General features: G+C 72.8%; 16 protein-coding genes. 5 read left to right on the top strand and 11 right to left on the bottom strand.

Translation table 11 applies throughout. The features are described 5' to 3' along the window. Positions 1–55 precede the first annotated feature (55 nt). Positions 56–1,279 carry an MFS transporter gene (locus tag ACFQ7Q_RS25190; RefSeq protein ID WP_383558955.1) on the bottom strand — a complete coding sequence of 408 codons (1,224 nt, stop codon included), beginning with the start codon at positions 1,277–1,279 and terminating at the stop codon, positions 56–58. Between the two features lie 130 nt (positions 1,280–1,409). Between ACFQ7Q_RS25190 and ACFQ7Q_RS25195 the strand changes: the two genes are divergently transcribed. Together ACFQ7Q_RS25195 and ACFQ7Q_RS25200 are read left to right on the top strand one after the other, a co-directional pair. Then, positions 1,410–1,943: a MarR family winged helix-turn-helix transcriptional regulator gene (locus tag ACFQ7Q_RS25195; protein ID WP_383558957.1), complete on the top strand. Its 534-nt coding sequence runs from the start codon at positions 1,410–1,412 to the stop codon at positions 1,941–1,943. A gap of 144 nt (positions 1,944–2,087) precedes the next feature. Beyond that, entirely contained in the window at positions 2,088–2,822 is a 735-nt protein-coding gene (locus tag ACFQ7Q_RS25200; RefSeq protein ID WP_383558958.1) for a sortase domain-bontaining protein, read from the top strand. A 33-nt stretch (positions 2,823–2,855) separates the two neighbouring features. Here ACFQ7Q_RS25200 and ACFQ7Q_RS25205 read toward each other — a convergent pair whose 3' ends face one another. The 8 genes from ACFQ7Q_RS25205 to ACFQ7Q_RS25240 all read right to left on the bottom strand — a co-directional run bounded on the left by ACFQ7Q_RS25205 (position 2,856) and on the right by ACFQ7Q_RS25240 (position 11,243). After that, positions 2,856–5,606 carry a fumarate reductase/succinate dehydrogenase flavoprotein subunit gene (locus ACFQ7Q_RS25205; RefSeq protein ID WP_383558984.1) on the bottom strand — a complete coding sequence of 917 codons (2,751 nt, stop codon included), beginning with the start codon at positions 5,604–5,606 and terminating at the stop codon, positions 2,856–2,858. Positions 5,607–5,646: 40 nt separating this feature from the next. Beyond that, positions 5,647–6,402, bottom strand: coding sequence for an ABC transporter ATP-binding protein (locus tag ACFQ7Q_RS25210; protein ID WP_383558960.1), 756 nt, complete (start codon positions 6,400–6,402; stop codon positions 5,647–5,649). Continuing rightward, on the bottom strand, positions 6,399–7,286 hold the full coding sequence (locus ACFQ7Q_RS25215) for an ABC transporter permease (protein ID WP_383558961.1): 888 nt from the start codon (positions 7,284–7,286) through the stop codon (positions 6,399–6,401). Before ACFQ7Q_RS25215 ends, ACFQ7Q_RS25210 begins: the two co-directional genes overlap by 4 nt. Next, positions 7,283–8,647: an ABC transporter substrate-binding protein gene (locus ACFQ7Q_RS25220; RefSeq protein ID WP_383558962.1), complete on the bottom strand. Its 1,365-nt coding sequence runs from the start codon at positions 8,645–8,647 to the stop codon at positions 7,283–7,285. Before ACFQ7Q_RS25220 ends, ACFQ7Q_RS25215 begins: the two co-directional genes overlap by 4 nt. Before the next feature lie 14 nt (positions 8,648–8,661). Further along, complete coding sequence (locus tag ACFQ7Q_RS25225) at positions 8,662–8,889, bottom strand: ferredoxin family protein (RefSeq protein WP_329123551.1); 228 nt, start codon at positions 8,887–8,889, stop codon at positions 8,662–8,664. A 45-nt stretch (positions 8,890–8,934) separates the two neighbouring features. Beyond that, the gene (locus tag ACFQ7Q_RS25230; protein ID WP_383558964.1) at positions 8,935–9,702 is read right to left on the bottom strand and encodes a GntR family transcriptional regulator; all 768 of its coding nucleotides are present in this window, start codon (positions 9,700–9,702) and stop codon (positions 8,935–8,937) included. A gap of 169 nt (positions 9,703–9,871) precedes the next feature. Further along, on the bottom strand, positions 9,872–10,489 hold the full coding sequence (locus tag ACFQ7Q_RS25235) for a dihydrofolate reductase family protein (RefSeq protein WP_383558965.1): 618 nt from the start codon (positions 10,487–10,489) through the stop codon (positions 9,872–9,874). A 109-nt stretch (positions 10,490–10,598) separates the two neighbouring features. Continuing rightward, positions 10,599–11,243, bottom strand: a complete 645-nt coding sequence (locus ACFQ7Q_RS25240; RefSeq protein ID WP_383558966.1) for a dihydrofolate reductase family protein — start codon at positions 11,241–11,243, stop codon at positions 10,599–10,601. A gap of 186 nt (positions 11,244–11,429) precedes the next feature. Between ACFQ7Q_RS25240 and ACFQ7Q_RS25245 the strand changes: the two genes are divergently transcribed. After that, positions 11,430–12,875 (top strand): glyceraldehyde-3-phosphate dehydrogenase, encoded by a 1,446-nt coding sequence (locus ACFQ7Q_RS25245; protein ID WP_383558967.1) that lies wholly within the window; start codon positions 11,430–11,432, stop codon positions 12,873–12,875. 156 nt (positions 12,876–13,031) lie between these two features. On the opposite strand, the gene ACFQ7Q_RS25250 is transcribed toward ACFQ7Q_RS25245, so the two are convergent. Beyond that, positions 13,032–13,724 (bottom strand): response regulator, encoded by a 693-nt coding sequence (locus ACFQ7Q_RS25250; RefSeq protein WP_383558968.1) that lies wholly within the window; start codon positions 13,722–13,724, stop codon positions 13,032–13,034. Continuing rightward, complete coding sequence (locus tag ACFQ7Q_RS25255) at positions 13,721–15,151, bottom strand: sensor histidine kinase (protein ID WP_383558970.1); 1,431 nt, start codon at positions 15,149–15,151, stop codon at positions 13,721–13,723. The genes ACFQ7Q_RS25250 and ACFQ7Q_RS25255 overlap by 4 nt, the downstream gene beginning before the upstream one ends. Before the next feature lie 201 nt (positions 15,152–15,352). Here ACFQ7Q_RS25255 and ACFQ7Q_RS25260 point away from each other — a divergent pair, with 201 nt between their 5' ends. Both ACFQ7Q_RS25260 and ACFQ7Q_RS25265 read left to right on the top strand, forming a co-directional pair. After that, complete coding sequence (locus ACFQ7Q_RS25260; RefSeq protein WP_383558972.1) at positions 15,353–16,042, top strand: ABC transporter ATP-binding protein; 690 nt, start codon at positions 15,353–15,355, stop codon at positions 16,040–16,042. Continuing rightward, complete coding sequence (locus tag ACFQ7Q_RS25265) at positions 16,039–18,429, top strand: ABC transporter permease (protein ID WP_383558974.1); 2,391 nt, start codon at positions 16,039–16,041, stop codon at positions 18,427–18,429. The genes ACFQ7Q_RS25260 and ACFQ7Q_RS25265 overlap by 4 nt, the downstream gene beginning before the upstream one ends. Positions 18,430–18,463: the final 34 nt, after the last annotated feature.

An 18,463-nucleotide genomic window follows, 5' to 3' on the forward strand; every position in this document is an offset into this window, starting at 1 on the left:
GCCCCGGCTCACCGAGCCGGGGCCTTCGTGCGCGGGGGTCCGCGTGACGCGGCGGTCAGGCCGCGACGAGGAGTGCGGCGAGGGCCGGGCCGATCGCACCGCCGAGTTGGTAGAAGAGGACGAACAGGCCGATGGCGGCCGGTCGCTGGGCCGCCGGGGCGGGCTGGGAGGCGCGTACCGACAGGACGGCGTTGCTGCCGGTGGCGACGAACACGGCGCCCGCGGCGGCCACCAGCAGTGCCGGTCCCCAGGAGGCGAAGGCGGCGATGAGGGGTGCGGCCGCGCCGACGGTGACGAGGAGGGCCAGCACCTTGCGGTGGCCGAGGCGCACCGCCGCGGAGGCGAGCAGCCAGGAGACGGCGGAGCCGGTGAGGAGCGCGAGCAACTGGCCCGTGCCGACGGCTTCGACGCTCCAGCCCGTTCGCCGCTGCGCGAGCCGGGGGAGGGCGAACAGGAGGATGAAGTAGGAGGTGGAGAACGCGAAGGCGAGCAGGGCCGAGCCGAGGAACGTACGCGAGCGCAGCACGGCGGCGGGCACGAACCCGTCAGGACGGCGCCGTATGTGGAGCCCGAGCGGGACGAGCGCGGCGGCGGCGGTGAGGCCGCCCGCGAGGGGAGCGGTGGGGATCAGGACGAGTCCGGACACGACCGCCACGACCAGCCCGGCCCCGACGGCGTCGAACGGCACGGCGTGCGGCGGGCGCGCGGGTGAGGAGCTCGCGGTGTGGCGCCAGATCGCCGGTGCCGCCAGGAGGGCGAGGGCGGAGAGGGCGAGCGAGGTCCGCCAGCCTGCCGCGTCCGCGAGGACGGAGCCGAGGAGCGGTCCCACGGCGCCGAGGATCCCGAATCCGGCGGTGATCGCCCCCATGCGCCGGGTGGAACCGGCGAGGTTCATCGCCACGGCCACCAGTGCGGCACCGCCCGCGGCCTGCGCGGCCCGGCCGAGCAGTGCCAGCGGGAACCAGGGCGCGGCGGCGACGACGACGGTGCCGGCCAGGGCGGTGACGGCGCCGGCGGCGAGGGCCACCCGCAGGCCCCGGTGCCGGACGAGGGCCGCGGCCAGGGGTGTTCCGACCGTCATGGCCCAGGCGAACGCGGTGACCATCCATGTCGCCTGCGTGGTGGAGACCGCCAGCGCGTTGCCGATGTCGGGAAGGATGAGGACGGGCGCGTTGGCTCCCGTGGCGATGGGCGCGGCGAGGAGCGCCAGCCAGAGGGCCGGGACCTGGCCGGGCGGCGTCCCGGTGGCGAGACGCGGTGCGGATACGGCGGCGGACATGACGGGCTCCATCCGTTCAGCGTCGACAATTTCAACGTTGAGATAAAAACATCGACGCTCGGTCAACGTCAAGTTAGTCAACGTTGAGATATTCTTGTGGCGAAGAAGGAACCACCGAGGAGGGCACTTCATGGGCGATGTGGAGCGGGGCGGACCGGACGCCGACGCCGTGGACGGCATCATCGGGCAGTGGATCGAGGAGCGCCCCGACCTGGCCGATGCGCTCTGGCCCGTGGAGGTGCTCGGCCGGCTCCAGCGTCTCGGTGTGGTGCTGGAGAAGGAGTTCCGCGCCTTCGCCGCCGAACGCAACCTGGAACTGGGCGAGTTCGACGTCCTCAGCACCCTGCAGCGGTCGGGTCCGCCGTACGAACTGACCGCCGGAGCCTTCCGCAAGGCGTCCATGGTCACCTCCGGGGCGATCACCAACCGCATCGACCGCATGGAGGCGAAGGGGCTCGTCGAGCGGATCCGGGACACCGAGGACCGCCGCTCGGTGAAGATCCGCCTCACCGAGCGTGGCCACGAGGTCACCCGCGCCTACATGGAGGACCACCTCCTCAACGAGGCCCGCATGCTGGAGCTCTTCGGCCGGGAGGAGTGCGACGAGCTGGCGGGGAAGCTGAAGCGCCTGCTGCTCGCTCTCGGGGACACGTCGATCGGGTGACGGCCGGAGTGGGTCCATGGCGGCCCTGACCGTGGCCGGTCAGGGGAATACACGCTCGATTCATGTCGTTTTCGCAGCTGACACGACCTTTGTCGATGCCGCGACGCCGATGGCCGAGCGGGTCGAGCGACCCTTCGGAAGGCCATGGACAGACCCCGAGGAACCCGCCGCGCCATAGCCGCGACCGTCGTCGCCGTGCTCGCCGCACTCGTCGGCTGCTCGTCAGCCGGGGGCGGCGGTGGCGCGGCCGGTGCGTCCGTCACGTCCGAACCCGCCCCCGGCACGACACCGGTGGTCTCCGTACCCACCTCGCCCGCGGCGACCGTGACGCCCTCGTCGCAGGCGCCCGAGCCCGACCCCGGCAAGAAGTCCCGGAACGCCGAGATGGCCATACCGTCGATCGGGGTCCGGGAGCTGACCGTCGTGCCGTACGAGGGCACGACCGACGACCCGGCCGGGACCCGGATACAGGACCGTGGCGTGGCCGCCAGTCCGTACGGCGAGCGGGGCGGTGTCGGCCCGGGCGAGATCGGCAACTATCTCGTGACCGCCCACCGGCTCTCCGCCGGCGGCCCCCTGCACGACCTGCCCGCGGTCGACGTGGGCGACAAGGTCCTCGTCGCCTTCGGGAACACCGTCTACGAGTACACGATCACCGAGACGCGGACGACCTCCTTCCGCTCCGCCGCCTCCCTCGCCGAGCAGCGGGCCGCGGTTCCCGGCGAGCCCGGCGTGAAGCCCACCCGCGCCATGATCACCCTCTCCACCTGCGCCACGCCGGAGGACAACGCGGCGGGCAACTTCTGGCGGGATGCCCAGGGCAACCCCGAGCACCGCATCGACAAGATAGGCGTCCTGTCGGCGACCCGGACCGCCTAGCGCGTCGTCGTGCGGTACAAGACCGTGCCTGCCTCAGGAGAGCGCGCGGGCGGCATGGGCGCGGACGTCGGCGTCGGGGTCGGCGGTGACGGAGGCGAGCGCGACGCGGGCCTCCGGGTCGTCCCGGTGGGAGAGCAGGGCGAGGACGGCGGCCTTGCGGACGTCCGCGTTCGGGTCGGCCAGGGCCTTGGCCAGCGCGGGGACGGCCTGGGCGGTCCGCGCTGACCGGAGGGCGGTCGCGGCACCCGCCCTGACCTGCCAGGCGGGTTCGGCGAGCGCCGCCGTGGCCGTCTCGGCGTACTCGGGCGGGCAGCCGGTCGTCGCCAGCGAGGCGAGGGCGGCCCCCTTCACCAAGGGATCGGGGTCGTCGAGCAGGGGCAGCAGCGGCGCGGGCTCCGGGGCGCGTACGGCCGCCAGACCTCGGGCCACGGCGACCCGGACCTCGCGGGCGGGGTCGGCGGCGGCCGGCGTCAGCTCCGGGACGGCGTCCACCGAGACCAACGCCCTCACGGCGTGGATACGGACGTCGATGTCGGTGTCGGCGAGCGCGCCGGAGTACACCGCGGCGTCGGCGAGACGCAGCGCACGCAGGACCTCCAGTGCGGCGGACCGGACGGCCGGATCGGCCACGAGGAGCGCCGCGCGCAGTCCGGTCCCCAACTCGGCTTCGGCGGGCAGCACTTCGACCAGTTCGCGCAGGGCGGCCGCGGAGGCATGCCGGACCTGGGGCGCGGTGTCCCGCAGCCGTTCGGCTAGCGCCGGGCCGGCCCCGGCCGGCACCGTCTCCGCGAGAGCCGCGACGGCGGCCGAGCGGACGGCGGGGTCGTCGTCGGTGAGGTAGGGGCGGAGCGCTTCCAGATCGGGCGACTCCTCGGCGAGGGCGAGCAGCCTCAGCAGGGCGGGACTCGGCCCGCCGGCCGTGCCCGCGACAGTCGGCTCCTCCGCCGGAGCCGTGGCCGACGCCGGGTCCGCGGCCCCGACTCCTGTCGCCCGCCGCGCCGCCGGAGCCGCGTCGCGGCGGCCCGCCGTCGCCGTCGGCACCAGCCGCACCTCGCCCAGCCAACGCTCCGGCCCCTGCTCCGGCGCGAACTCGGGGACCGGGACGACATAGGGCTCGACCGGTCGGGCCGTGAACTCCATCGCGCCGGAAGCCGACTTGCGCAGGTCGAGGTGGTGCATCCAGCCCGTGTCGTCCCGCTCCGGGTGGTCGAGGCGCTCGTGGTACAGCCCCCAGCGGGACTCGGTGCGGGCCAGCGAGGCCCGCGCGGCCATCTCCGCGCAGTCACGGATGAACGACACCTCGGCGCACCGCATCAGCTCGTGCGCGGTGCGCGCGCCCATGCCCGCTATCTCCGTCGACATCCGGTCGAACGCCTCCACCGCCAGCGACAGCTTCGCCCCGGTCTTCGGCGGCGCCACGTAGTCGTTCACGAACCGTCGCAGCTTGTACTCCACCTGCGGCTGCGGCGGCCCGTCGGGGTCGAGCAGCGGCCGGTAGGCGAGTTCATGGGCGGCGGCCAGCTGATCCTGCGGCAACTCGCCCTCGTACGCCCGGTACCGGGCCGCGTCCTCGCCCGCCAGGTCTCCGTAGACGAAGGCCCCGATCATGTAGTTGTGGGGTACGCAGGCCAGGTCCCCGGCCGCGTACAGCCGGGGCACCGTGGTGCGGGCGTGGGCGTCCACCCGTACCCCCGAGGCGGAGTGTCCGCCGCACAGACCGATCTCCGAGATGTGCATCTCGATGTCGTGGGTGCGGTAGTCGTGCCCCCGGCCCTCGTGGAAGGTTCCGCGGGTGGGGCGCTCCGTCGTGTGCAGGATCGACTCGACGGCGCCGATGGTCTCCTCGGGCAGATGGCTGAGCTTCAGGTACACCGGGCCCCGGTCGGAGGCGAGTTCGGCCGCGAACTCGGCCATCATCTGCCCGGACCAGTAGTCCGACTCCACGAACCGCTCGCCGTGCCGGTTCACCTGGTACCCGCCGAACGGGTTCGCCACGTACGCGCAGGCGGGGCCGTTGTAGTCCTTGATCAGCGGATTGACCTGGAAGCACTCGATTCCGGTCAGGGCCGCCCCCGCGTGGTACGCCATGGCGTAGCCGTCACCGGCGTTGGTCGGGTTCTCGTACGTCCCGTACAGATAGCCGGAGGCGGGCAGCCCGAGCCGGCCGCATGCTCCCGTGGCGAGGATCACGGCGCCGGCCCGGACGATGACGAACTCGCCGGTCCGGGTGTTGAATCCGGCCGCGCCGACGGCCCGTCCGTCGTCGGGGTGGGTGAGCACCCGCACCGGCATGACCCGGTTCTCGATACGGATCCGCTCCCGCATCTCCCGGCGCCGCAGCTGCCGGTAGAGGACCTTCTTGACGTCCTTGCCCTCCGGCATCGGCAGCACGTACGAGCCGGACCGGTGCACCTGGCGGACCGCGTACTCGCCGTGCTCGTCCTTCTCGAACTTCACCCCGTACGACTCCAGTCGCTGGACCATCGCGAAGCCGCGGGTCGCGGTCTGCCGGACGGTCGACTGGTCGACGATGCCGTCGTTGGCGCGGGTGATCTCGGCGACGTAGTCGTCGGGTTCGGCCCGGCCCGGTACGACGGCGTTGTTGACCCCGTCCATCCCCATGGCGAGGGCGCCGGAGTGCCGGACGTGCGCCTTCTCCAGGAGCAGCACGTTCGCGCCGAGCCCGGCGGCCGTCAGCGCGGCCATGGTGCCGGCGGTGCCGCCGCCGATGACGAGGACGTCGCAGGACAGTTCGGTGGCGTCGGCGAGGGAGGGGACGGCCAAGGGGGCGGCCGGGGCCGGTGGGGTGTCCACGGAATGCCTTTCAGAGGGATGCGAGGATGCGCCGGCGCAGCTCGGCGGTGGCGGGCGCCCGGCGCGCGTCCCGCTGCCGCGGGTGCGGGACGTCGAGCACCCGGCCGGAGGGAAGGAGAGCGACACGGTCTCCGAGATGGAGGGCCTCGTCCACGTCGTGGGTGACGAAGACGACGGTCGCCCCCGTGCCGCGCAGGATGTCCACGAGCAGGTCCTGCATCTCGGCGCGGGTGTGCGCGTCGAGCGCGCCGAAGGGCTCGTCCATCAGCACCGCACGGGGCCGGCCGGCCAGGGCACGGGCCAGTTGGACGCGCTGGCGCTGTCCGCCGGACAGCTGGTGCGGCAGCTTGTGGGCGTGCTCGGCGAGGCCGACCCGGTCCAGCCAGTCGGCGGCGGACCGCCGCCGTTCGGGACGAGGGACCCGGCGGATCGCCAACGGCAGTTCCACGTTGGCGCGGACGGTCCGCCAGGGCAGCAGGGCGTCGTGCTGGAAGACCAGCGCCCGGTCCGCGCCGGGCCCGCCGATGGGCTCCCCGTCCTGGGTCACCCGTCCGTCGAGCGCGGGAAGCAGTCCGGCGAGGGTGCGCAGCAGCGTGGACTTCCCGCAGCCGGACGGGCCGACCACGGCCAGCAGTTCTCCCGGCGCGATCCGCAGCCCGGCGGCGGTGAGCACCGTCGTACCGTCCGCGTGACCGAGCCGTGCATCGTCCAGGGCGAGCTCCGCGCCGGTCGGCGCGGGTGCGGGGCGCGGGGGCGCGCTGCTCATGAGACGGACTCCTTCTCCAGGGCGGAGGCAGGGGCAGAGGCAGGGGCGGGTACGAGGGGGGCACGGGACGCCGCCCGGCGGCGGAGCACCGCACGGGGGACGCGGCCGGCCGGTCGTGCGGCGGGCCTGGGCAGCCAGGAGGTGACACGGCGGCCCAGTAGCTCCACCGCGGTGGAGGTGAGCCAGCCCAGGGCTCCGATGGTGGCCATGCCGACGAAGACGCCCGGATAGTCGACGACCGTGTACTCCTGCCAGGTGCGGTAGCCCACGCCGTACTCACCCGAGATCATCTCCGCGGAGATCACACAGATCCACGAGACGCCGATGCCCACGGACAGACCGCCGAAGATGCCCGGCAGCGCGCCCGGCAGCACCACCGAGAACAGCACTCGCAGCCGGCCGCCGCCCATGGTGAGCACGGCCTCCTCCCACACGGGGGAGAGTGCGCGCACCGCGTGCCGGGTCGACACGAGCACGGGGAAGAAGGCGGCGGTGAAGGTGATGAAGACGATGCCCTGCTCGTTGGTGGGCAGCAGCAGGATCGCGACCGGTACGAGGGCGATGGCCGGCACCGGCCGTACGACCTCGAGGAGCGGGCCCAGCAGGTCGGCAGCCCACCGGGACCGGGCGACGGCGGTGCCCACCGCCACTCCGAGCACCGCGGCCAGCAGGAAGCCGACCACGATCCGGCGCACGCTGTGTCCCAGGTCCTGCCAGTACGGAGCGGTGCCGACCCGGTCGGCGAAGGCGGAGGCCACTTCGTCGACGGTCGGGAACTGCTCGAACCGCAGCCACAGGTTGACGTCCAGTGAGGTCAGCAGCTGCCACAGCCCGAGGGCCGCCCCGAGCGAGACCACGCGGAGCAGCCAGCGGCCCGCGGTCATGACGCCAGGCCGACGGCGGCCGCGTAGTCGACGATCCGGGACCCGGGGTGCGCGGCGGCGTACGCCTTCGCGCCGGACGGGGTGACGAAGGCGCGCAGCTCGGCGCCGTCGACGACCCACACCGCCTTGTCGGCGAACCACAGCGTGCCCGTGACCGCGTCGGGGACGTACGCGGCGCGCACATCGGCGCCCTTGGCGGCCTTCAGCAGCTCCTTGGGGCTGGTGAACGTCCGGGTGGTGCTCTGGCCCTTCAGCCACAGCTCGGGCTTCGCGGCGGTCGCCTTCGGGTACGCGGGGGCCTGCGCGGCCCGCTTCAGCGGCGCGGGGTCGACGAACGCGTCCACGTCGACGTCGCCCACCAGCTTGGCCGCCTTCAGCAGCGGTACGTCCTCCTTCAGCGCGGCGATGAGCTCCGGGCGGAGCTCCGGGTCGAAGGTGGAGATGCCGTTGGCGCCGTTGTAGAGGTAGACCACCTCGGCCGGCAGCCCGGTCTCCTTGGCGACCGACTCGGCCGCCGCGACCGGCTGGGTGCGGAGGTGATCGGTGGCCCGCCGCTGCGCCGTGAGGAAGTCGTCGAGGATCCCCGCCCGCTCCTTGGCGAACTTCTCCCGGACGGTGACCCCGTGGAAGGTCGGCAAGTTCAGCTCGGCACCGTCGTACAGCGCCTTGGCCCGGCCCTCGTAGGCCAGCAGTCCCGGCCAGGCGACGAACTGGGAGAGCGCGTCGGCGCTGCCGGCGGTCAGGGCGGACGCGCCGACGCTGGGCTGCTGGTTGAGCTTGCGGATGTCCTTTTCCGGGTCGAGGCCGGCGCGCTGGAGGGCCCGCACGAGGGTGCCGTCGGCGGCCGAGCCGACGCTGGTGGACACCTTCTTCCCGCGCAGGTCGGCCAGCGAGCCCACACTCGAACCGGGAGCGGTGACCACGGTGTTGAGGCCACCGCGCAGGTTGTAGCCGGTCACCGCGACCAGCCGGGTGGGCTGCTTGAGCTGCTTGCCGCGCGCCGCGTTGATGAGCAGGGGGAAGTCGCCCATGGAACCGATGTCGATCTTCCCGGCGGTCATCTGGGCCGTGATCGGGGCGCCGGTCGCGTAGTCCTGCCACGCGACCTTGTAGGTGATGCCGTCCTTCTTCCCGCGGGCGGCGAGCTCCTCCTCGAAGTAGCCGAGGGAGCGCAGCAGGGTGCCGGCCGTGACGGTGTTGATGGTCTTCGACTGGTAGCCGACGGTCACCGTGACCGTCCGTGCGCCGGCCGAGTCGTCGGCGCCCGCGGCTCCGCCACAGGCGGTGGCCAGCGGGAGCAGCAGGGCGAAGGAGAGGAACGGGACGAGCGGGCGACGCGATGGGATCTTCTTGTCGGGCATGGGAATCGGGCCTTTCACCGGAGCAGATAGGGCATGTTGACGGTGACCGCGTCGGTGGGGCAGCGGGCCGCGCACGGGCCGCAGTACCAGCACTCGTCCACGTGCATGTACGCCTTGCCGTTGTCCTCGCGGATCGCGAGCGAGTCGAGCGGACACATGTCGACGCAGAGGGTGCAGCCGTCGATGCACTTCGACTCGTCGATGGTCACGGGCACGTCGGCGCGCTGCGGCACGAGAGGCATGGCTGTCTCCGGGGAGGGGCGGAAGGGGAAGTGGTGGGGCGGGGCTCAGAGGGAGCGGCGCAGTACGCCGCTCATGGTGATGCGGTCGCCGCGGAACCGGATGAACTCCAGGTCCACCGGTCGTCCGTCGGGCAGACAGGTCAGCCGTTCCAGCATCAGTACGGCGGCCCCGCGCGGGGCCTGGAGGACGGCGGCGGAGTGCGCGTCGGCGTTGACCGCTTCGAGGGTGATCTCGGCGTGCCCCAGCGGGCCGCCGGTCAGCGTTTCGAGGAGCCGGAAGACGTCCGTGTTCTCCAGGTCGCAGCCGAGGAGTTCACCGCCGATGTCCATCGGCAGATAGGACAGGTCGAGTGAGAGCGGAAGCCCGTTCAGGCGGCGCAGCCGCTCGATGCAGAGCACGTCGGTGTGCTCGGGCAGACCCAGGCGGTGGGCGACGGGTCCGGAGGCGGCGACCGGCCCGACCGTACGTACCTCGTTGGTGACCCGGCCGTGCTCGTGCAGCGTCTCCGCAAGCCCTTGGAGCCGGTCCAGGCCGTGGGGGTACTTCTCGCACACCACGACGGTGCCGACTCCCGGCTGCCGGGCGACGAGCTGCTCGCCGCGCAGCAGGTCCATGGCCTGCCGGACGGTGTTGCGGCTGGCCCGGTAGTCGGCGGCGATGGCGTCCTCCAGGGGGAGGACGCCCCCGGGGAAGCCGCCCGTCAGGATCTGGTGACGCAGCAGGTCGGCGAGCTGCCGGGCCCGGTCCGCGCGCAGCCGCCGACGGCGCGCGGCGGCGACCGGGAGGGAGGCGGGGGTGGGTTCGGCTGACATGTCTGGGAACGTACCGGCGGGGTGGCCGGGATGGTGTTGCCGCAGTATTGCGCCACCTGACGCTCCGAAGACACCGCTGTGACCTGCGGCTTTCCGGACGGAGCGACAAGATCCGCCACTCACCTGTTCACCAGGTGGACACGGCAGGCCGACCGCCCCGCCCCGCGGCCTACCGGTCGGAGTGGGGCAGGTGCGCCTTGGCCTCCTCGTAGCCGCCCTCACCGGCCTCGCCGGCGGGGGCGTACACCAGGTCGAGGACGCCGGTGGCGAAGGTCGCGGAGGAGAGCAGCTTCAGCGGCGTCGGCGTCTCGGCCTCGTCGAACAGCCGCATCCCCTTGCGTACGGCGATGGGGTGCACCAGCAGGTTCAGCTCGTCCAGCAGTCCGGCGGCGAGGAGCTGCCGCACCAGGGACACCGAGCCGCTGATCGCGATCCGGCTGCCGTCCGGCTCGTTCTTCAGCGCCCTGACGGCGTCGAGGAGATCGCCCTGGTGCTGCTCGGAGTTCCGCCAGGTGAAGGTGAGCGGCCGGCGCGAGACGACGATCTTGCGGGCGTCGCCGATGACCTTGGCGAAGGGAGCGTCCTCACCGCCGGCCGCCTCCCGCTCGGGCCACGCCCCCGCGAAGCTGTCGTATGTCCGACGCCCCAGGAGGAGCGTGTCCGCCCGGCCGATGACGGCGTCGACCGCGACGCCCATCTCGTCGTCGAAGTACGGGAAGTGCCAGATGTGCGGGTCCTCGACGACTCCGTCGAGCGAGATGAACAGCTGGGAGACGATCTTCCTCATGTGACGCTCCATGGGGGTGTCCGACGATGGCTGCCTACCGACGGTAGACGCCACGAGATCCCGGAACTCATCGGTGGCGCGGGGGCGCGCCGGGCCTTGTCGCCTCCCCTCACCTCCGCCAGAACAGGTGGTGCGTCACTCCGCTCGGGCTGGGCACGGCCTCGAGGTGGAAGCGGTCGAGCAGCTCGTCGGGTGACTCCCAGAGCCGTACGCCGGAGCCCAGCTCCACCGGCGAGACCGCCACGTGCAGGGTGTCGACTAGGTCGGCGTCCAGGAACTCCCGGATGGTGGTCGCGCCGCCGCCGAGGCGGACGTCCTTGCCCCGCGCCGCGTCCTTCGCCCGGGCGAGGACCGTGGCGGGGGAGCCGTCGACGAAGTGGAACGTGGTGTCGGAGAGCGTGAACGACGGGCGCTCGTGGTGGGTCATGACGAAGACCGGTGTGTGGAAGGGGGGCTCGTCGCCCCACCAGCCGCGCCACTCGTGGTCCTGCCAGGGCCCGCGCTGGGGTCCGAACTTGTTGCGGCCCATGATCTCGGCGCCGATGTTGCGTGCGAAGTCCCGCGTGAAGTAGTCGTCGAGGCCGCGGGTCCCCCCGGGGTCGGTCCGGTTCGGCCAGCTCGCCGTGGCGCCGGCCCAGGCGAACATGCTCCCCGGATCGGCATGGCCGAACGGTCTCTCGAGAGTCTGGCCCTCACCCGCGCCGAACCCGTCACGCGAGACGACGAAGTTCTGGACCCTCAGCAGCTGCTCCACGCGCTTCCTCCTGCGTCGACGACAACGACGAGGATAGGGCGCCGATGAATACAGGGGCGTAAGTACACGAAAGGGATTTTCTCCCCCGCTCCCAGCTCCTTCTTGGGTCTGCCTAAGGTCCCCCTTGAACGATCAAAGGAGGGCCGGGTTAGCATATGAGCGCCGCCTAGCTCGAAAGATAAACCTGTGACTGTCAATGACGACTCGTTCACCAACTGGAAGATCCGCGAGGAGATCGCGGAGTCGATGATCCCGATCATCGGGAAGCTGCACCGGGAGCGGGACGTCACCGTCCTTCTCCACAGCCGCTCCCTGGTGAACAAGTCGGTGGTCAGCATCCTGAAGACCCACCGGTTCGCCCGGCAGATCGACGGTGAGGAGCTGTCGGTCACCGAGACGCTGCCGTTCCTGCAGGCGCTCACCGCGCTGGATCTCGGTCCTTCCCAGATCGACATCGGCATGCTGGCCGCGGACTTCAAGACGGACGACCGCGGTCTCTCGGTCGAGCAGTTCACCGCCGAGGCCGTCGCCGGCGCCACGGGTGCCAACAAGATCGAGTGCCGCGAGGGGCGCGACGTCGTCCTCTACGGCTTCGGTCGCATCGGCCGCCTCGTCGCCCGCCTGCTCATCGAGAAGGCCGGCTCCGGCAACGGTCTGCGCCTGCGCGCGATCGTCGTCCGCGGGGGCGGCGACCAGGACCTGGTCAAGCGCGCCTCGCTGCTGCGCCGCGACTCCATCCACGGCCAGTTCCAGGGCACCATCACCGTGGACGAGGCGAACAGCACGATCGTCGCCAACGGCAACGCGATCAAGGTGATCTACGCCAACGACCCCTCCGAGGTCGACTACACGGCGTACGGCATCAAGGACGCCATCCTCATCGACAACACGGGCAAGTGGCGCGACCGCGAGGGGCTCTCGAAGCACCTGCGTCCCGGCATCGACAAGGTCGTCCTGACCGCCCCGGGCAAGGGCGACGTCCCGAACATCGTGCACGGCGTCAACCACGACACGGTGAAGCCGGACGAGCGCATCCTCTCCTGCGCCTCCTGCACCACCAACGCGATCGTCCCGCCGCTGAAGGCCATGGACGACGAGTACGGCGTCCTGCGCGGTCACGTGGAGACCGTCCACTCGTTCACCAACGACCAGAACCTGCTGGACAACTACCACAAGGCCGACCGTCGTGGCCGCTCCGCGCCGCTGAACATGGTCATCACCGAGACCGGTGCCGCCTCCGCCGTGGCCAAGGCGCTCCCGGACCTCAAGGCGCCGATCACCGGCAGCTCGATCCGCGTCCCCGTCCCGGACGTCTCGATCGCCATCCTGAGCCTGCGCCTGGGCCGCGAGACCACCCGCGAAGAGGTCCTCGACTACCTCCGTGACGTCTCGCTGCACTCGCCGCTGAAGCGCCAGATCGACTTCACGACCGCTCCCGACGCCGTCTCCATGGACTTCGTCGGCTCGCGTCACGCCTCGATCGTCGACGCCGGCGCCACCAAGGTCGACGGCGACAACGCGATCCTCTACCTCTGGTACGACAACGAGTTCGGCTACTCGTGCCAGGTCATCCGCGTCGTCCAGCACGTGTCCGGCGTCGAGTACCCGACGTACCCGGTGCCCGTGGTCTGACCTCGGCGGTCCGGCATGTCCGGGTCCCGGTGATCGGGGCGGCGGTGGAGCGGTGCGGCAGAGCCCGAAAGGGCTCGCTCACCCTCCCACCGCCGCCCCGTCGGCGTTCCGGTGGCTCGCGGCGGCCGGTCGAGCTCACGTGCGTGACGTACGGGGTCAGAGCCCCCGGCGCGGGCCGCCGTCGGAGCCCGGTGTGACGAGGCCCGTCTCGTAGGCGGCGATCACCGCCTGCGCGCGGTCGCGGAGCCGGAGCTTGGAGAGGATACGGGCGACATGCGTCTTGACCGTGGCTTCGCTCAACCGGAAGCGGGCCGCCAGTTCGGCGTTGCTGTCGCCCCTCGCCAGCGCCTCGAACACCTCCAGCTCCCGCGGTGTGAGCGCGGACAGATCGCGGTGCAGCGATGCCGTGCGCTCCCGTGACACGGCGAAACGCTCGACCAGGCGGCGCGTGATGGCCGGGGCCAGCAGGGCGTCCCCGGAGCGGACCAGACGGACCGCGGCAGCCAGGTGCTCGGGGGTGACGTCCTTCAGCAGGAAGCCGCTCGCCCCCGCGCTCAGGGCGGCGTAGACGTACTGGTCGAGGTCGTACGTGGTCAGGATGACGACGCGGGGCGACGACGTCACCTCGTCCCGGAGGATGCGGCGCGTGGCCTCCAGACCGTCGGTGCCCGGCATCCGGATGTCCATCAGGACCACGTCGGGCCGCGTCCGGCGGACCACGGCGACCGCCTCGTCCCCGTCGGCGGCCTCCCCGACAACGTCGATGCCGTCGGCGGCCAGGATCATCCGGAAGCCGGTCCGCACCAGGGCCTGGTCGTCGACGATCACCACTCGGGGTGCCTCGGTCACGGAGCCTCCACCGGAATCACGGCCCGGACCCCGTAGCCCCCGCCTGGTCTCCCGCCCGCGTGCAGCGTACCGCCGTAGACCGACAGGCGTTCGCGCAAGCCCAGGAGCCCACGACCGCCGCCGGGGCCGGCCGGAGGGCGCGCCGTGCCACCGGTGTCGGCCACCTCCACCCGTATCTCGCCCGCCGCGTACTCCACGGTGACCTCCACGCTCGCCCCCGCCGCGTGCTTCACCGCGTTCGTCAGTGCCTCCTGCACCACCCGGTACACGGCCAGTTCGACGCCGGCCGGCAGTTCGGCCGCCGGGGTGCCGCGCACCGTCAGCTCCACCCGCACGCCGGTGTCCCGCACCCGGCCGGCCAGCTCCTCGAGCCGGTCGAGGCCCGGCTGCGGGGCCAGGTCCACGGTCGCGGGATCGGGGCCGTCGGCGGCCATCGTGAGCAGCCCCATCACATGGCGCAGCTCGGACATCGCCGTGCGGCCTGCCGCCTCCACCGCCAGCATGGCCTCTCTGGCCTGCTCGGGCGACTTGTCCAGCACCTTGCGTGCGGCGCCCGCCTGAATCGTCATCATGCTCACGTTGTGGGTGACCACATCGTGCAACTCGCGGGCGATCCTGGCGCGTTCCTGCTCCACGGCCCGCCGCAGCGCGGCCTGCTGCTCCTCCCGCAGTGCCTGCGCCCGCTGCCGCCAGGTGTGGATGCCGTGCGCGGCCACAGCGACCGGGAGCAGGACGAGGACCGGGACCAGACCCCCGTCCACCTCGGGGACCAGGGGTGTCGCCCCGTACAGCACCACACCCACGAGCAGCGAGGCCGCCGTCGCCATGCGGTGCGGGCTGTACATCGCCGCGCTGTACGCCGCGATCAGGCCGGACGCGAAGGTGACCGTGATCGCGTCCTGGGAGACATCGCCCTGGTACAGCAGGGCCGTGGCCCCCACCACCGCCCAGTACGCGGTCAGCGGGAAGCGGCGGCGCAGCAGCAGCGGCAACGCGGTCAGAACCGCCGCCGTCAGCTCCCAGAGTTCCACCGGCGGCAGCGTGTGCTCCACGGTCGACACGACCTGTTCGGCCCCGGGCGAGGCCGGCGGGGCCGGCGGGGCCGGCGAAACGGGCGGCACCGGCGGCACCGGCGGCACCGGCACGACGTGTTCGGCCCCAGGCGTCGGCACAGGTGGCACCGTCGGCACAGGTGGCACCGTCGGCGCAGGCGGCACCGTCGGCACCGGCGGAGCCGAGGGCCCGTCGGGCTCCCCATGGAGCAGCTCCACATACGAACGGTTCAGATCGCCCACCACGGTCCACACCGCGACGGCCAGCGCGAGCATCGCATCGGCCACCCAGGACCGGAGCGACAACGACGGCGGCGCGCCGACGGACCACAGCGCGCGCAACCGACGGACGACCGACTCCTCTTCCCTGTTCACCGGGTCAGTGTGCCAAGGGGCACGTGGGGCCGAATCAATCGTGAGGCGCAGCCCCGTGCTCCACGGGCGTACATCGCGGGGATGACACGGCCACGACGTCCACCACGCGCGGTACGGATCTTCCGCACCGCGGCCGACGTGCGCACGCCCCCCTCCCTCCTAGCGTCGATGCCGCCCGACCGGACCAGCTGTGGAGGACCCATGACCGACCCGCTCATCGACGTACGCGAGGTGCGCAAGGCGTACGACGAGGGCCCACCCGCACTGGACGGGCTGACGCTCCAGGTGCGTCCCGGTGAGGCGCTCGCCGTGCTCGGCCCCTCCGGCAGCGGCAAGTCGACACTGCTCAACATGATCGCCGGCCTCGACCGTCCCACCACGGGCAGCGTCAGCGTCGACGGGCTGCGCGTCGACACCCTGAACGAGACGGCCTCGGCGAAGTACCGGCGCTCGCGCATCGGCATGGTCTTCCAGTTCTTCAACCTCCTCGACGACCTCACCGTGACCGACAACGTGCTGCTTCCCGCACAGTTGTCCGGTACGGCGCCCGCGAAGGCGGCGGCCCGCGCCGCCGAACTCCTCGCACAGCTCGGCATCGACCGGCACGCCCACGCCTATCCCGGCCGGCTGTCCGGCGGCGAGCGCCAGCGCGTCGCGGTCGCCCGGGCCCTGATGAACCGCCCGCCGCTGCTGCTCGCCGACGAGCCCACCGGCGCGCTGGACACCGCCTCCGGCGCGGACGTACGCGACCTGCTCCGCGAACTCAACGCCGCCGGGCAGACCATCGTCCTCGTCACCCACGACCTGACGCTCGCCGAGTCCTGCGCGACACGGACGATCGAGCTGGTCGACGGCCGGATCGCCCGCGACGTCCGGGCGGTGGCCCGATGAGCCGCCCCGTGGCACGGCGCGGCGCCCTGGGCCGGGTGGTCCGCGGCGGGGTCGGGCGGCGCCGCGTGCAGACCGCGGTGATGGCGCTGACGACGCTGCTGTCGGTGGCGGCCGCGGTCCTCGCCGTCGGGCTGCTCGTGGCCTCCCGAGGGCCGTTCGACCGGGCCTTCGCCCAGCAGCGAGGGGCCCACCTGACCGTGCAGTTCGACGGCTCCGCGACCACCGGCGGACGTCTCAAGGCGACCGAGGACGCCACCGGCGTGGACGCGGCCGCGGGCCCGTTCACCGTCGCATCCGTCCGGCTGTACGACACCCAGGGCGCGCCGCCGGGCTTCGAGCCGCCGGCCCTGACGGTCGTGGGGCGCGGCTCGCCCGAGGCCCCCGTGGACCGCGTGGAGCTGGTAGAGGGGCGCTGGGCGGGTGCCCCCGGAGAGATCGTGATGGAGCGGGGCGCGACGGAGCGCGGCACCGGGCTCGGGACCCGCTTCCGGGCCGGTGACACCGAACTGACGGTGGTCGGGATCGCCGAGTCGGCGGGGGAGAGCGCCGACGCCTGGGTCGTACCCGCGCAGCTGCCCCGGCTGACCGGCACATCGTCCGGATCGGGGCCGGGGGCCACGCCCGGACTGCAGATGCTCTACCGGCTCACCGACTCCGCGACCCGCGCCGACATCGAGGCCGGCCGGGCGGCGATCGCCGCAGCCGTGCCGCCGCGGGCGGTCGCGGGTGCACAGTCGTACCTCGACGTCCGGCAGACCGCACAGGCGAACACCGCCGCCTTCGTCCCCTTCATCACCGCCTTCGCGCTGCTCGGCCTCGCCATGTCCGTCCTGGTGATCGGGATCGTCGTCAGCGGCGCGGTGGGCGCCGCGACCCGGCGGATCGGCATCCTGAAGTCCCTCGGCTTCACACCGCTCCAGGTGGGGCGGGCGTACGTCGGCCAGGCGCTGATCCCGGCCTCGGTGGGGGCCGTGCTGGGCGCGGTCCTGGGCAACGTGATCGCCGTGCCGCTGATGGCCGAGGTGGCGGAGGCGTACGGGACGGGGGCGGTGCTCATTCCCCTGTGGGTGGACCTCGTGGTTCCGGCGGGTGCCCTGGTGGTGGTCGCCGCGACCGCGTTCGGCCCGGCGCTGCGGGCGGCGCGGCTGCCTACCGTCCTGGTGCTCGGCGCCGGCCGGACCGGGGGCAGTCGGAGGGGGCGGCGCGTCCGCCGTCTGCTGGGGCGTCTGAGGCTGCCGCGACCGGTCGTCATGGGGCTCGGGAGCCCGTTCGCCCGGCCGGCACGGTCTGCGACGACGGCCGCCGCGGTCGCCTTCGGGGCCCTGGCGGTGACGTTCGCGGTGGGGCTCGGCAGCACGCTGGTCGCGGTCAAGACGGGCGGGGACCCGGACCGCGGCGGCACCGTCACGGTCCACACGGTGGCCCGTCCCGGGCCCGGTGACACGGGACCCCCGGCGCCGGCCGACCCGGCGAAGGTCGCCGCGGCGATCGAGGCCCGCCCGGACACCGCGTCCTTCCACCGGACCGCCAAGTCGGAGCTGGGCGTGGCCGGTCTCAAGGGCGGCGTGCCCCTCGTCGCCTACGACGGCGACACCGCGGGTGCGGGTGCGGGCGTGACGATGGTGTCGGGGCGCTGGTTCAGCGGCCCCGGCGAGGCGGTCGCGGCCGCGCGTTTCCTGCAGGCCGCGGGGGTGCGGGTGGGAGAGACGGTCGCCGTGTCGGACCGGGGGCGCACCGTTCGGCTGCGGATCGTCGGCGAGGTCTTCGACCTCGGCGACAAGGGGATGGCCCTGCGCACCGACGCCTCGTCGGTCGCCGCGCTGGGGACGCGCTTCATGCCGGCCGACTTCAGTGTCGAGCTCACGGCCGGTGCGGACCAGGCCCGTTACGTCGAGGAGCTGAACGCCGCCCTGACACCGCTCGGCGCGTGGGCGGCGGTCACGGAGGCCGGCAAGTCCAGCGTGATCCTGGCGATGCAGGCACTGATCGCGATGCTCACGCTGATGCTGGTCGCCGTGGCCTGCCTGGGCGTGCTCAACACGGTGGTGCTCGACACCCGGGACCGGGTCCGGGACCTGGGCGTGTTCAAGGCCCTGGGAATGACCCCCCGTCAGACGGTCGTCCAGGTCCTCACCTCGGTGGGCGCGATCGGTCTGGTGGCGGGGGCGGTCGGGGTCCCGCTCGGCGTGGCGCTGCACCGCACGGTGATGCCGTCGATGGGCCGCGCGGTCGGCACCACGATCCCCGGCGCCCACATAGACGTGTACGGCACGCCGCTGCTCGCCACGCTCGCCCTGGCGGGAGTCGCGATCGCCGTCACGGGCGCGCTGGCCCCGGCGCTCTGGGCGGCGCGGACACCGACGGCCCGGGCGCTGCGGACGGAGTGACAAAGGAGCGGGTCCTCCCGGAGCATGATCGCTA

Source organism: Streptomyces sp. NPDC056527 (assembly GCF_042794475.1).
In the GTDB taxonomy this organism is placed as follows: domain Bacteria; phylum Actinomycetota; class Actinomycetes; order Streptomycetales; family Streptomycetaceae; genus Streptomyces.